10 protein-coding genes are annotated in these 15,088 nt (G+C 70.4%); all 10 read right to left on the bottom strand.

Going from position 1 to position 15,088, the window contains the following annotated elements; all coding sequences use genetic code 11:
- Positions 1 to 80: 80 nt before the first annotated feature.
- A complete protein-coding gene (locus tag ACT3UL_RS08500; protein ID WP_444577820.1) occupies positions 81 to 791 on the bottom strand; it encodes a hypothetical protein in 711 nt (236 codons plus the stop codon).
- Between the two features lie 90 nt (positions 792 to 881).
- Positions 882 to 2,522: a protein kinase domain-containing protein gene (locus ACT3UL_RS08495; protein ID WP_444577819.1), complete on the bottom strand. Its 1,641-nt coding sequence runs from the start codon at positions 2,520 to 2,522 to the stop codon at positions 882 to 884.
- Positions 2,519 to 4,813: an FHA domain-containing protein gene (locus ACT3UL_RS08490; protein WP_444577818.1), complete on the bottom strand. Its 2,295-nt coding sequence runs from the start codon at positions 4,811 to 4,813 to the stop codon at positions 2,519 to 2,521. Before ACT3UL_RS08490 ends, ACT3UL_RS08495 begins: the two co-directional genes overlap by 4 nt.
- A 104-nt stretch (positions 4,814 to 4,917) precedes the next feature.
- Entirely contained in the window at positions 4,918 to 5,793 is an 876-nt protein-coding gene (locus ACT3UL_RS08485) for a PP2C family protein-serine/threonine phosphatase (protein WP_444577817.1), read from the bottom strand.
- Positions 5,790 to 7,544, bottom strand: coding sequence for an RDD family protein (locus tag ACT3UL_RS08480; RefSeq protein WP_444577816.1), 1,755 nt, complete (start codon positions 7,542 to 7,544; stop codon positions 5,790 to 5,792). Before ACT3UL_RS08480 ends, ACT3UL_RS08485 begins: the two co-directional genes overlap by 4 nt.
- A complete protein-coding gene (locus ACT3UL_RS08475; RefSeq protein WP_444577815.1) occupies positions 7,541 to 10,045 on the bottom strand; it encodes a transglutaminase domain-containing protein in 2,505 nt (834 codons plus the stop codon). The genes ACT3UL_RS08480 and ACT3UL_RS08475 overlap by 4 nt, the downstream gene beginning before the upstream one ends.
- Entirely contained in the window at positions 10,042 to 11,334 is a 1,293-nt protein-coding gene (locus ACT3UL_RS08470; protein ID WP_444577814.1) for a DUF58 domain-containing protein, read from the bottom strand. The genes ACT3UL_RS08475 and ACT3UL_RS08470 overlap by 4 nt, the downstream gene beginning before the upstream one ends.
- The gene (locus ACT3UL_RS08465) at positions 11,331 to 12,305 is read right to left on the bottom strand and encodes an AAA family ATPase (protein ID WP_444577813.1); all 975 of its coding nucleotides are present in this window, start codon (positions 12,303 to 12,305) and stop codon (positions 11,331 to 11,333) included. The genes ACT3UL_RS08470 and ACT3UL_RS08465 overlap by 4 nt, the downstream gene beginning before the upstream one ends.
- Positions 12,289 to 13,464 (bottom strand): hypothetical protein, encoded by a 1,176-nt coding sequence (locus ACT3UL_RS08460; RefSeq protein WP_444577812.1) that lies wholly within the window; start codon positions 13,462 to 13,464, stop codon positions 12,289 to 12,291. Before ACT3UL_RS08460 ends, ACT3UL_RS08465 begins: the two co-directional genes overlap by 17 nt.
- Before the next feature lie 201 nt (positions 13,465 to 13,665).
- Positions 13,666 to 14,673, bottom strand: a complete 1,008-nt coding sequence (locus ACT3UL_RS08455; protein WP_444577811.1) for a polyprenyl synthetase family protein — start codon at positions 14,671 to 14,673, stop codon at positions 13,666 to 13,668.
- Positions 14,674 to 15,088: the final 415 nt, after the last annotated feature.

Genomic DNA, 15,088 nt, shown 5'->3' with positions numbered 1-15,088 from the left:
GAACGCCGTCGTAGCCCGTGGTCCGGTTCTCGAGGAGCCGATCCGACCCGGTCCGGTCCGCCCCGACCCGACGGTCGTGGTCAGTCCTCGTCGACCTCGTCCACCTGGTCCAGAAGCGAGAGATCTTCCCGGACCACGAGACGGGAGAGCACGGCGTGCTCGACCAGCCGCGCGCGACGGTTGCTGGCGAGCTTCCCCGGGCCACCCCGCAGCCCACGCACCCCGAGCCGGTCGAGCTTGTCGCACACGTTGTCCAGCTTGCGGTTGAACTTCGTCATCTGCCAGCCGAGCCGCTCGGCGGCCTGCGCCGACGTCGGCACCGAGCTCATGCCGGAACCCTCGCGCGCAAGCATCGGTTCGGACAGGGCGAGGATCAGGAGCTTCTGGCTCGCGGTCAGCTGCACCGACCCCATGGTCGTCTCCCCCGCCGGGTCGTCCTGCCCGGCGATACGGGCGAACTCCGGGGAGTCGGCGTGGACGGAGAGGTCGTACGTGGTGGGGCCCGCGGTGAACACGACCTTCGTCTCGTCGAAGACGAGCGGGATCCGGGCTCCCGGCGCGAGCCAGGCCTGCATCGAGCCCGTGCCGTCGGTGATAGTGGCCGACAGCCGGGACCCGACGTTCACCAGCCACCACATCGACTCGACCTGCACGATCGTGAGGAACCGTCGGTGCAGGAAGGGGTTGTCGTCGTCGACGTCGAGATCGGCCTCCCGGCCGATCGTCAGCTCCTCGCCCTCTTCGACGCGGTACCACTCCCCGCAGAACTCGACCGAAATCGTCGACGCCATCGTCAGGCTTCCCCTCTGTCGTTCCTGCTGTGCTCGGTCGCGCCGTCGGATCGACGCGTCCGGTCTCTCGCCGTCCCTGAACCGTACCGGTCAGTCGCCATCGAGGCAGTCCTGTACCCACATGCTCGCAACACCGCTGGTCGTGACGGTCCGCACCTCCACACATCGTCCGGTCAAGCCCGGCGGGACGAAGCGGACGGTCGAATTCCGCCCCATGACGGGCGTCGAGGTGCCGTACTCCTGGTACTCCTCGGGCATGTCCTTCCATCGCACCTCGAAGAAGTCCCCCTCCGAGTACCCCGTCGGATACTCCCAGGAGATCTGCGCACGGCCTCGTACCCCTCCAGGGGCCTCGGGCACCGTGATCTCGACGGACACTCCCGTGGGTTCACCCGGCGGCTCGACAGGGGTCTGGACGACGTTGAGATCCGTGGTCTCGAGCTCGGGCTCCTCCTCGACGAGGAAGTATCGCACCCCCAGGGTCGTGCCCACGCCGAGCGCGATGACGACCACCGTGGCGAGCGCGACGTAGGGCCACATCGCCCTGGGTCGCTCGTCCTCGCCCTCCCCCGACCCGGCGGCACCGGGCGGGGGCGCTGAGCTGTCATCCGCCGGTGCCGGGGCCCCAGCCGGGCGCAGCACCGTCGCGCCCTGGGAGGGCTGTGTGGCGGGGCCCCTCGACACCGGACGCGGGGCGGCGTGCGGTACGAGCGCTGGAGCGATCCCGGCGTATCGGTCCGGCGGTCGGCGCCGGCCCGCCGTGGAGGATCCTGCGTCGGGATCGACGGTCGCGACCTTCCGGATCCGCGTATGCATCTCCAGCTCGTCGTCATCGTGCGCGGGATCGGGGCCCCGTTCGTCGAGGACGTCCATCTGGGTGACGGGCAGCGACAGCGCCTGCTCGACCTGCTGCAGACCACGCCCCAGGGCGAGCGCGGTGTCATAGCGGCTCGCCGGATCCTTCGCCATCGCGATCGACAGCACCCGGTTCAGCGCAGGCGGCACATCCGGCCTGTTCAGGGGCCGCAGCGGCTCCGACTCGATCCGGTGGACGAGATCGGCGGCCGTGCTGCGCCGCCCCGGCACCTCGAACGGGGTCCGTCCGGCGAGCAGCGAATACACCGTCGCGGCGAGGGAGAACACGTCGCTGCGCACATCGGCGCGCGGCGGATCCGCGAAGAACTCCGGGGGCGACCACGGGATCGACAGGCCCTGGGAGTCGTCGACCTCATGTGCCTGCCCGGCGGCGATCGAGATCCCGAAATCTGTCAGGGCGGGCCGGTTGTAGTCGGTGACCAGGATGTTCGCGGGCTTGATGTCGCGGTGGAGGATCCCTGCGCGATGCGCGGTCTCCACGGCACCGGCGATCTGGACGCCCACGCGCAGCGCCTCGGCGACGGTGATGCGCTCCCGGCGGAAACGGATCCCGTAGTTCGGGCGGGGGCAGTACTCCATGACGAGGTAGGGCCGATGGTCGCCGGAGACCTCCGCCTGATGGATCGTGACGATCGAGGGGTGCGTGGACAGCTGGGCCATGACGTTCGCCTCGACGTCGAACTGACGCCGCACGGACTCTTCGAGCGCGGTCGCGAGCAGGACCTTGATCGCGACCTGGCGACGCGGACGGAACTGCTGGTAGAGGAAGACATCGGCGAACCCGCCGGAGCCCAGAAGCTGCTCGTGCTCATAGCCCGGCAGCTGCGGAGGCGGCGACGGCGGGCGGGAGCTCACCGGCGCTCCCGCAGCCGGAGCCGGACCCCGTCGCCGAGATCGATGGTGTCCCCCTCGCGGAGCACGACCCCCTCGCGCGGGCGCAGACGCACCGGTTCCGTGTTCTCCCGGAGCAGCGTGGTGCCGTTCGTCGTGCCGAGGTCGAAGGCGACCACGTGCCAGCCCTCGAGGCGCAGCTCGAGGTGGGACCGGGAGATGTCCTGCTGCGGGCTGGGAACGGCGATCAGCTGGGGAACGTCGTGCGCGCTCACCCGGGAGGCGCGCGGCCGACGCCCCAGGATCGCCGAGCGGTCCAGCACGATCCGCGCTCCCGTCGACAGCTCGATGACGCCCAGCGGCGGGCGTGCAACCGTGCGCGGGGTGCCGGTCAGCGGCGCGCCGCAAGGACCGCATGTCATGCGCTCGAGCGAGTTGGCATGACCGTGAGGACAGACCAGGCCAGACAGCAGAACGGCGGTCGCGCTCATGGCGCCCGTAGTGCTGTGCCCGTGCGCGGACGAGTCCGAGCAGGCAGAAGGCGTCGTGGCCGTGCCCGCGGGGCGGGCCACCGGCCGGGTCGGCGTGGACCCGGTCCCGGACGGCACCGTTCGGGGCTGCACCGTTCGAGGCTGCTCTGTTGGGGGCTGCACCGTTCGAGGCTGCACAGTGCTGGGCTGCCCTGAACGGGCCGGTTGCTGCGGCGCCGACGGGCGTCGGGCGGCGGCCTGGGAGATCTCCGGCGCTGCGCGCCCGACACCGGGCACCCAGTCGATGAGATCACCGCCGGGGCTCGTCGCCGTGCCCGAGCCAGTAGGCGTCGAACCCGGTTCGCCGCTGACGGGGACGGTGTCAGGACCTGCAGTGACGGAGTCGACGCCCTGCGAGCGGAGAGCCGGCCGGGCTGCCGCGGAGTCGCCGGACGGCGTCTCCGACGCGGAGGCCGGTGTGGTGGATGCGTCGGGCCGCGCCGGCGCGGACGGCGTCACGATCGCGTCGCCCTCGGTCTGGCGGGCCGTCACCTGCTCGGGCCGGCGCACCGCCGCATCCTCGACCCGGCGGTGCAGAGTCTCGCCGAACAGGTCGTCGTACGTCCCGATGGCGGCGGACGCCTGGCCAGGATCCGGTGCCGGCCGGTCGCTGCGGGACAGCGAGCTGCTGCGGGATCGGGATCGATATCGCGGCGCCGTGCCCTCGGCCGCCTGGGTCCCCTCCCCGTCGTCGATCGGGACGATCAGGGTGTCCGCTGCCCGGGCGTCGTCGTCCGCGTGCGATGCCGTGGTCGTCGAGGCGGTCGACGGAGGCGACGCCGTGGGGGCAGCAGGCGCGGCCGCCCGTCCGTTCTCGGCGTCACCGGTGCTCCCCGCCTGTCCTCCGGGGACATGACGCGGACGATCGAACAGCGAGGTGCGCACCAGGGGACGTCGCGGAGCCTGATCCAGCTCAGCGGGGTCCGGGCGCGGGCCCGATCGGCCCTGCGGAACCTGTCCTGGCGGATCCTGTGCCGGTTCCGGTACAGGGGCTGCGGCCGGTGACGAGGGGCTGACGAGGAGTCTGTCGAACACATTGGGCTGATCGGAGTCCGTCGCCGCAGTGACCGACGCGGTCGAGAAGCTGCCGTGCCCGGGCACCGCGTGCAGCGCGTGCAGCGCGTGCAGCGCATCTTGTCCCCGATCGGCGAAGGCGGGCGGACGGGGCCTCACCGCCGGGCGCTCGTCCGTGGCCGCCGGGCGCTCTTCCGCGCTCGTCGAATTCACCGTCGCCGGAGCTGCGTTCGTCGGGTTCGCCGCAGCCGGAGCTGCCCGCTCGGTGCGACGACGTGTCTCCTCGGGGTCCTCGATCGACCTGCCGTCGGCCTCGACCTGCCCGGCGAGCGCGGCGCGGGCCTCCTCGTCCAGGGAAGCAGGGTCCACCACGGCGTGCACGAATCCGCGCACGCGGGCCACGCCGGCCACGACGCGGGGTGCACCGAGGGACTTCTCCGGCGGAAGGTCACCGAAGGCGATGCGGCGCACGTCCTGGAACGCCTGCACGACGAGAGGACCCTTCTCGGTCCCGGCGATCCGCTGCGCGCCGTCGGCGGTGAAGACCGCGAGCGGGGTGCTGCCCTTCACCCCGAGGGTCGCCGTGGTGCCGTCGAAGATCGCGAACAGGATCGCGGTGACGGCGTCGGCGCTGTCCAGGCCGGCAGCGGCGATCAGCTCGTCGAGGAACCCCTCGGCGGGCGGCGCCTCACCGAGCAGGCTCCAGGCCGCTTCGACGAGCTCCGCGGGGGCGCCGGGCACCAGCACCACCCATCCCGTCTCCCTGGCCACCAGAGTGGCAGGCCCCTGACGGGTCCAGAGACCGGTCCCGAGCAGGTCTGCAGGATCTCCGGGAGCTGCAGGAGCCCCAGGAGCGGCACCCCTCGCCGGGGTCATCATGCGCTGGCCGTGTCGTCGGCGCCCGCTCTCGGGAGCGTGTCCTCGTCCACCTCGTCCTCCGGAGCAGGGGACGAAGCGGTTGCGGTGGTGTCCTCGACCGTCGGCGCGAGGCCCACGACCTCGACGGCCTCGACGAGGACCACGCTGACGTTGTCCCGCCCGCCGCTGTCGAGGGCCTGATGCACGAGGTCGTCGCTGAGGGTGCGCAGGTCCGAGGAGCTGCGCAGCACACGCTCGATCGCGGCGTCGCTGATCTCCCCCGTCAGTCCGTCGGAACAGACCAGCATCCGGTCCCCCACCTCGACGGGGATCAGCCAGTAGTCCGGATCGGAATCCGGTCCGGCGCCGAGAGCCCGGGTCACCATGTGCCGGTACGGATGGACGCGAGCCTCCTCCGGGGTGATGTCACCCCGGTCCATCAGCTCCTGGACCACGGAGTGATCCACGCTGACCTGCTCGAAGATATCTCCCGAGAGACGGTAGACCCGGGAATCCCCGAGATTCATGACCACCCAGTACCCGACTCCGTCGAGCACCATCGTCGCGACCAGGGCGACCGTGGTCCCGGCACCCTGAGTGCCTTCGCCCCCGAGATCCGCGATCCGCTCGGCGGCGGAGCCGAGCGACTCGCCCAGCTGCTCGACGGTCACGTTCTCCTGCAGAGTGAGCTTCTCGAACTCCTCCACGGCGATCGCGCTGGCCACCTCGCCGGCGTTGTGCCCGCCCATCCCGTCGGCGACCAGATAGATCGGGGTGGCGTTGAGGATGCTGTCCTCATTGGTGGCGCGGACATGGCCCACGTGGGTGGCAGCCGCCGAGACGACCCGGACCGTGCCGTGGACGTCCGGGTCCGACAGGGAGCGGTCGATCACTGCTCTCGCTCCACCGACAGGGTCCGGTCGCCCAGCGTGAGCTGAGCGCCGGGCGGCAGGATCGTGACGGCGTCCGGGACCAGGGCCTCCCGGGAGCCGTCCTCGTGCAGGATGGCCGATCCATTGGTCGAGCCGAGGTCGGTGACGGTGATGTCCTCTCCGGAATCGTCGATGCGCAGGTGCGTCTTGGAGACCGACCTGGTGCTGTCCTTCAGCACGAGCTGCCCGGCGCCGTCCGCGGCCGCCGGGTTGCGGCCGATCACGGCCGCGGTGTCCACGAGATGCTCCGTGCCGTCGTCCGCGATCAGACGGAGCTTCTTCCGGGCCGGCGGCGGAACGGCGGTGACCCTCGTCTGCTCGAGGTCCTCGTGGGGCTCCTCGCTCGGGACCAGGCGGGTGTGCTCGTCGATGCCGCCATCCGGCGCACCCCACGAGGCCGCGATCGGCTCGTCAAGAGCCTCGGTCGGCTCCTCGACGGGAGCGTCCCAGGACGGCGCTGCCGACGACTGCGGCGCCGGCGATCCCCACTGCTGGGCCGGCTGGGGAGCAGCAGGAGCGGGAGGTCCCCACTGCTGGTGGCCGGCGGGCTCCTCGCGGGGAGGCGCCCAGTCGTTCACCGCGTACGGGCTCGCACCGCTGGACGGAACGGGGCTCGCACCGCTGGACGGAACGGGGCTCGCACCGCTGGACGGAACTGAGCGGGCGCCGCTCGCCGCGGGACCGTCCACTCCGGCCCCGACGGGCTGAGCCTCGGCAGCGGTGCCCTGGTACCCGCCCGTCCACGCCGCTCCGGGCTCGGCGAGCAGATTCTGATGAGCGCCCACTGCCACGGACGGATCGCCGAGATAGTGGTCCGCATCGGCGCGCTCGTAGTCATCGGCCCGCTTCCCGAACGGGTTCCGCCCGGTCTTGACGTCGAGGACCACGGAATCCACCGCGCGGTCGTGGAAGCCGCGCAGGTGCGATCGTGGGTCGAGGAAGATCGACAGCCCCATCAGCCACGGGATGATGCCGTAGAGCACCCACCGTCCGGCGGCGCGGAGGAAGCCGATCCCCGTGCCGTTGCTGGTCCGGGCGATGCGCAGGCCCATGATCAGCTTGCCGAAGGAGAACCCCTTCGCGCCGGTCAGCCAGACCACCAGAAGGGTGTAGGCGGCGAGGAGCGCGACGCTGAACCCGGACAGGATCTGCGTGAACAGGGTGATCGGGTCCTGGATGGCCAGCAGCACGATCGCGACGATCAGCGGGATCAGCAGGACCGTCGCGATCACCCCGTCGATCACGGCAGCCGCGAGCCGCTTGACCGGCGAGGCGGGGCGGCAGCCGTCCAACGGCGGCTCCATCTCGGCTGAGGTGCCCGTGCCCGGGATCGCGGCGTCCGCTGAAGGGCCCGGCGAGTCGGGGCCGCTGGGCTGCCCGACGGGAGCTCCGGGACCGTTCTGAGTGGGCGGTGGCTGAGTGACCATCATCAGATCGTACTGTTCTGCAGGGCTCGGTGCCGTCGTCCGCTGCTTCCGCGGGTCCACGAAGTCCCGGGAGATCAGCTCGATCTGCTCGACCGGCTCCGTCGGCCGGCCCTCGGGGCCCCGGTCACGGGACCGCGGGCGGGGCGCATGCGTCCAGGACCCGGGGGCGTCGGTGGCGCGTCGCTCATAGGGCGAGGGTCGATAACGCGCACCGCACTCCCCGCACAGAGCCGCGTCCTCGGACAGCAGGGATCCGCAGGTGCTGCAGTATCGCATCTGGCTCATGAGGGCCGGCCCTCCCGCGCTGCAGTCGTCGATGTCCTGGGAGTGGACGGCCCTGTCACAGCCAGTTTGGTGGCGGACTGCCTGGTCACAGGCGGTTTGGTGGCGGACGACCTGGAGAGGTCATCGCTCCTCGAGGCCCGGCTACGGAGCGATCTCAGGGAGAGCGCCGCCCGCAGTCGCCTGTGCCACGGGACCGAACCGTTCAGGCAGCGACACGAGGCCATGACCTGCGACCAGTACTCCTCGCCCCAGGAATCGGGCAGGTCGTCGGGCCCGAAGACCGCCCGATCCGCGTCCCGGGCGAGCGCCGTGGCACCCATCGCCGGGAGATCGCCCTCCAGGAGCGCCGCGGTCTCCGCACGAGTCCGCATGGGATCCGGCGAGCACCCGAGATCCGTGAGCAGGTCGAGGATCTCCTGCCACCCGCCGTCGACGCGGTCGGCCACCGTGCCCCGGGTCCGACGACGGCCTCGCCGCACCGTCTTGGCCGCAAGGATCGCGACCACGAGGGTGAGCGCGAGCGCCACCGGGATCACCGTCGAGGCGACGTTCACCGTCCAGGGTGCGGACCCTGCCGTCGGCAGCCCGTCGTCCTCGGAGTCCCCGCTCATGGCGCCCGGAGACGGGGGCGGCTGTGCCACCAGGGGCAGCGGTTCGTCGACCGTCTCGGGAGCCGATTCCGTCGGGGTCTGGTCCTCGTCGGGCGCGGGGGCGAAGCGCACCCAGCCGAGGTCCTCGAACTTCACCTCGACCCATGCGGTGACGTCCGCGCCGGTGATCGTCGCCGTCCCCGTGGCGCCCGCCGCCCCTGCGGGGACCTCGGGGACCTCGGGGACCTCGGGGACCTCGAAGCCCATCACGACCCGAGCGGGCATCCCGATCGACCTCGCCATCACCGCGGTGAGGGCGGCGAACTGCTCCTGGTCGCCGATGCGGCCGAGGGGCTGCGCGTCCGCGGTGCCCTCGTCGAAGCCGGCGGGCTCGAGCATCGCCAGGAGCCTGCTCGCGCCATGGCCGGAGAAGGAGGTGGCTTCGTCAACATCGATGCCGTGGGAGAACGTGGCGTCTGCCGTGATCGAGCGGGAGAGGTTCTGGAATCTCTGGTAGTCCGACGCCGAGTCGCCGGCCCACTGCTCGGCGAGCTCGGTCATCGCGTCGATATCCGCGTTCTCGGGCAGTGGGACATCGGCGAACGTCGCGGCGTTCTGCTGCTCGGTGGTCGGCGCCGTGTACGGCTCGTACCGGAGCTCGTAGATGTCTCCCTCCCGGACCCCGGCGGCGTTCACCGCGGTCTGGGATCCGCCATGGAGGAACAGGTTCTCGGACGTGGCTCCGGCTCTCGTGGACCGCATGCCCTCGAGTTCGACGCGGTCCGTCCGTTCGCCGACGGTCGGCAGCCACACCCCGGTGTAGTCCTTGATCCGCACGGTGGAGGTGCGCTGCTGGTCGGTCGGCCGCTGCAGATCCACCCCGTCCGCGATCCGCAGGAACGCTCCGGAGGGGCTGTCCTCCTCGACGGTTCCCGCGACGTTGTACACCTGGAGGTCGTACTGGTCCATCGCGGCCAGTCGCACGTGCTCCCCCGGCGCGACTCCGCTGATGGAGAACAGCTCGGCATCACGCTGGTCCTTCAGATAACCCCGGAACTCGGTGAGGGGAGAGACGTACTCCCGCGGATCGAAGGGCGGCGTGATCCGATCGCGCACCGCGAATCGTCCGGACCCCTCCGGCGGATCGAGCAGCGAGTGCGCACCGACGGCGGTGGCCCCCGCGAGCAGCATCACCAGTGCGCCGCCGATCATCCGTTGCCGGAGCACCGGGGTCCCTCCGGCCCCGGGTCGCCTCGGATCCGAGATGATCGTGGATCGCGCTCCACCCGGCCTCTCGCCCTCGAAGCGCCAGGTCAGCCACCCCACGGACAGCACCGCGAAGCACACTCCCCGGACCACCGGGAGGAAGGACTCCGTGGTGCCGAAGGCGATGGACAGCAGCAGCAGAGCGAGCGGGAAGAGCCAGGCGATCGGATAGCGACGGCTGCGCAGCACCACGCTCATCCCGAGCACCGTCAGCAGGAGGGTGCTGATCCAGACCACGCCGAGCACTCCTTCGGCGGTGCCCACCGGAGGTGTCACCGTGAGGGCGGACTTCCAGGTGGCGACCGGGGCGGCGAGAAGTTCCCGGAGCGATCCTCGGGAGGGCAGGACGCCCCACCGGGCCCTGACGGGCGCCGCGAACATCGAGCCGAACACGGCGTAGACGAGGACCAGGAGCGCCGTGATGCGCAGCGGGCCCCAGCGGAAGCGTGCGCCGATCAGGGCGACCACTGTGCCGAGAACAGTCGCCATGACACCGGTGCGGAGATAGCCGACGCCCCCGTAGGCGGGCTGGAATCCGGCAAGGGCCAGGAAGAACAGACACCCGAGCAGAGCGATGTCGATGGCCCTGCGGCTGTTCCGGACGCTCGAGGAGCAGGGGCTGGGACCTGTCGTCGCTGTGGTCACCGTCCCACCTCCCGGAGCGCCCGGAGCGCCCGCGGCAGGGCATCGAGGGAGTCCACCGTGACCACGTCGAGCCTGCCGATGGCGGAGCGCCTCACGTCGGCGCCCTCCTCGCAGCGGATCGCCACCGCCATGGCACCGGCCGGGAGCTGACCAGCGGCGGTGTTCAGCTCGCTCGCGGTCGTCCGGGGGCCGGTGACCATCAGGACGGCCGAGGCCCCGGGCGCCAGATCCGCGGCCTTCCGCCCGAGCACGTGGAACGGGAAGCGGTCGCGGAGCTGATCGACGACCGTGAAGTCGTCCATCAGCTGGCGATGGGTGCGGGTGCGCTGGCGATCATCGACCGTGAAGGCGGTCAGCTCCTTCTCCTCGCGCCGAGTCTGGACGGCGATCGAAGCGGCGACCGACACGGCCAGCTCGAACTCCTCAGCGCTCTCGTACTGCGCGGACAGGTTGTCCAGGGCCACCACGACATGGGAGCGGCGGGTCTCCTCGAACTGGCGGACCATGAGCGTGCCGGTGCGTGCCGTCGTCCGCCAGTGCACGTGGCGCCGGTCGTCGCCGGGGGTGTACTCCCGCAGGGTGTGGACGGCGATGTCAGAGCTGGAGAGATCGGCCGACGGCGTATCCTCGAGGTCGCGGAGGAACCCGCTGGACGCCCCGTCGAGGCGCACGGTCCGCGGGTGGACGAACAGGTCCTGTTTCGTCGCCCAGGTCACCTGGCGGCGCACGAGGGAGAGCGGATCATCGCGCATCGAGCGCACGGGGCCGATGACCAGCACCGCACGTCGTGTGGTCGGGACCGCGAACAGCTCCTCATGCGTACCCTCCGGGATGAGTCGCGGCACCAGGAGCTGGGCGGTGGCCCGGCCGACGGTGAGCTCGACCCGGGAGGGCAGGATCGGGCGTCCGGAGGGGTTGGCCACCTTGATACGGCCAACGACCCGGGCGCCGGCCTCGACGCGATGCGCCTGCAGATCCAGGGTGACCACATAGTTGGCTCTGCCCAGCACGTACAGCACGGCGAGCACGAGCATCACCGTCAGCGTCAGGGCGATGACGTTCAGCTCGGTGACGTGGAGCAGCAGCCCGAGCGTCCAGCAGCCCACGGCAGCGGCGACGACCGCCCGGCCGATCGGCGACACGTGGTCCAGCACGAGCTCGACGCGGCGACTCCACAGGCCGACTGTGCTGCGCTCCCGGCCGTCTGTGGTGCCGAGCGTTCCGTTGTCTGCAGTATCGTGCGCCCGGCCTTCTTCCGCGTTCGAGCAGCGGGCGCTCCGCGAACTCATGACGTGTGCTGTCGAGCCTGGGGCGGTGCCACCTCGCTGAGGATCTTCGCCATGACCGACGCCGCGGTGGATCCGGCGAACTCCGCCTCGGGGTCCAGGACGAAGCGATGGAGCCAGACCGGCTCGACGAGATGCTTGACGTCGTCGGGGACCACGAAGTGGCGACCGTTGACCGCCGCCCAGACCTTCACCGCACGCATCAGGGCGATCGCGCCCCGGATGGAGACTCCGACGCGGACCTCCGGTGCCATCCGCGTCTCCTCCATGAGTCGGGAGACGTACTCCAGCACCGCCGGGTCCGCGTGCACCGTGGAGGCGAGCTGAGTCATATCGTCGACGGCCTGCAGAGAGATCCGCGGGGAGAGCTGGCTGCTGCGGTCACGGATGGCGGCACCCTGCAGGATCTGCACGCTCGAGGCATGGTCCGGGTAACCGATCGAGGCCTTCAGGAGGAAGCGATCCAGCTGCGCCTCGGGCAGGCGATAGGTCCCGGCCTGCTCGATCGGGTTCTGGGTCGCGATCACGATGAACGGGCTGCCGACATCATGGGTGACGCCGTCGACGGTGACCCGGCCCTCCTCCATCACCTCGAGCAGTGCCGACTGGGTCTTCGGCGAGGCACGGTTGATCTCGTCGGCGAGCACGACGTCGGCGAACACCGGCCCCTGGTGGAACACGAAGGACTTCGAACTCTGGTCGTAGATCGTCACACCGGTGACGTCGGAGGGCAGGAGGTCCGGGGTGAACTGGATCCTGCTGCTGGTGCCCCGCACCGTGGCGGCTATCGACCTGGCCAAAGACGTCTTCCCCGTGCCGGGGGCGTCCTCGAGCAGCACATGCCCGGGCGCCATCATCGCGGTCAGCACCAGTCGGATCACCTCGTGCTTGCCGAGCAGCGCCTGACCGACGCTCTGGACGAGCTTGTCGAAGGTCTCGGCGAACCAACGGGCCTGCTCAGGAGTCATGGTCACGGCGAGGGCCTGCGTTCGTGGGTTGCCGGGAGGTGGTGCGGTGCGTCAGGACCCAGTCGTCCACCGGTTCCATGTTCTCGGTGATCCTCCAGGACTGGCCGACCTGCTGATCGTTCAGGACCACCAGATCGCCGTTGACCCGAAGGGTGAGATCCGCTGCGGAGTCCGCCCCGGGAATCGGCCCGACGACGGGGTCGAGGCCGTCGCAGACTCGCGTGTAGAGGTTCGACTGCGTCCACGCCCCATACACGCACTCACCGACCTGGGCCGGCGGGACCGGGGTGCCTGGCGCTCCGGCCTCGGTCGTGCGAGCCCTCCCGCCGTCCAGCGGCACCCTGAGGAGGGTCGATCCCGTCGCGAGAGCCACGTCGTCGGCCGCAGGCCCGGCCTGTTGGAGCTGGGCGGTGTCCAGGGGGCCGGCTCCGTCCGCGCTGAGGTCGTGCACCGTGGCCGAGACCCCGAGCCGAAGGACGCTGTGCTCCTTGTCGAGGATCACCGGCTCCTCGCCCACGGCGCTCAGCTGCACCTGGTCCGCCGCGGCGGACAGGCCGTCGACCACGATCGGTTCCTCCGCTGAGGAACCGCGAGGATCATCGGTGTCCGGGAACGACATCAGGGTGGTCCCGTCGAGAACCCAGACCGTCCCGTCCCGGCCCACGGCGATCTCGGCCGCGCTGCCCCCGGTCGCATAGGCCGGTTCCACGTCCACCGGGCTGAATGCCGGCAGCTGTCCCGCAGACAGGATCCAGACCCTGCCATCCTGTGACGCGATGGCGACCCGGTCATGGGCCATCCGTACGGTGGAGCCGAGGGCGAGTTCGACGAGCTGATCACGGTCAATGCTCGCCGTGTTCACGGGCGTGATCTCCCGGGAGCTGGTCAGGAGCACGGTGTACCCGTCCTGGAGGAGCTCGAGCTCCGCTCCGACCGCGGTCAGCCGAGCATCGAGCTCCGCAGCATCGACGTTCATCCGCCCCGCGAGACCGGCCTCGTGGTTCATCACCCAGACTCCACCGTTGGAGACCACGACCTCCGAGGACGACTGTCCGGGATATCTGACGGCGAACCCGGTGATCACCAGCGCGATCACGGCCAGCACTGCGGAGGAGACGGCAGTGGAGCGCCGTCGCCGGAGCATCTGCGCTGACGTGACGGACATGGTCGGATCCCCTAGAAGCGACGAAGGGTGCGTCGCAGCTGACGGAGAACCCACGGACCTCAGCCAGGGCCGAACCGCGGTCCCGGCTCCGCTGCGCGCGAAGCCGCCTCAGAGTACGTGCGAGCCCGGACCGGGGGGCCTACTCATCCACAGTGCGCTGGTGACAGAGCGACTCCGCCATGGCACGGTCCCCCGCACCTGTCATCGACGGCGCTGCACCAGCGACCGGGTGAACTCCACCAGCGCGTCACGGACGGGGCCTGACGGAAGCTCGCCGAGAATCTCCACGGCCTCATCGGCTGTGCGCTCGGCAAGCTCGCGCGTCTCCTGGAGCGCAGGATCCTCACGGAGCATCGTCACCAGTTCGTCCAGCGCATCATCCTCGGAGAGGTCACCATCCAGCCGAGCGACGATCTCCAGGCTCCGCGCGTCCGCTGTCTGCGCGGCGCGCCGACGCACGAGCAGGGTCGGCATCGTCGGCACACCCTCACGAAGGTCGATGCCAGGAGTCTTCCCACTCGTCGCGGCATCGCTTCCGAGGTCGAGCACATCGTCGGCCAGCTGGAAGGCGACGCCGACCTTCTCCCCGTAACGACGCATCACGTCATCCGTCCCGGACGGGGCCCCGGACAGCAGCGCGCCGAGTTCGCCGGCAAGGGCGAGCAGCGAGGCCGTCTTGTCGGCGAGCACCGAGATGTAGTGCTCGAAGGGATCGTCATCCTCCGAGGGGCCGACGGTCTCGTGCAGCTGCCCCAGGCACAATCTCTCGAAAGTCTCGGAATGGACGCGCACCGCGTCGACGCCGATCTTCGCGCTCAGCCCGCTGGCTCGCGCGAAGAGGAAGTCACCGGTGAGGATCGCGACGTTGTTGCCCCAGAGGGAGTGGGCGCTGTCAGCTCCGCGCCGAGTGGGCGCGGAATCCATGACGTCATCGTGATAGAGGCTCGCAAGATGGGTGAGTTCGACGAGGACAGCCGCGTCCAGGACGCTCTCCCGGTCGATCTCCCCGAGAGAAGCGGCCAGCAGCACGAGCATCGGACGCACCCGCTTGCCCCCGGCGTCCATCAGATGCCGAGCGGTCCAGCGGGCCATGTCATCCGAGGTGGCCACGGACTCCCGCAGTCGACTCTCGATGATCGCGAGTTGCTCGGCGACGCGCGATGCGAGCTGCTCATCGATCTCGGGGACGACCGGCAGCGAGGACGGCATGGCTCTCCTGGAAGTCGGCGGGGTGTTCACAGCGTGATTCCCCCGGCGCGGATGGCTGGTGGGCCGGCGGCGAACTGGTCGACACCGACATCAGGTTTCCCGTGCGGCACAACAGTCCACACGACGGATCAGTCTACCCATCCCCTACGCAAGAGGACCTGTCCCACGGCTCGTTCGTGATGTGTGGAACCCGGCCACCTGCTGATGACTCCCGCCTGTACGGCACAACCGGTTCGAACAGCGGAACTGTGTCGCGGAGGTGTCTCTGTGGCTCGCACTGACCAGCTCATCACCGCAGGCAGCAAACGAGTGGAGCTGTGCTCTCACGGCAAGTCCTTTCACGAACAGTCCGATCCACGGCTCGCGGACTGAGCATTCCTCAGGATCCGGCGGGCGCGTTCGGGCATAAAAAAAA

It is taken from the genome of Brachybacterium sp. 107 (genome assembly GCF_052379725.1).
GTDB lineage: Bacteria > Actinomycetota > Actinomycetes > Actinomycetales > Dermabacteraceae > Brachybacterium.
This window is presented reverse-complemented; position numbering and strand designations above follow the sequence as displayed.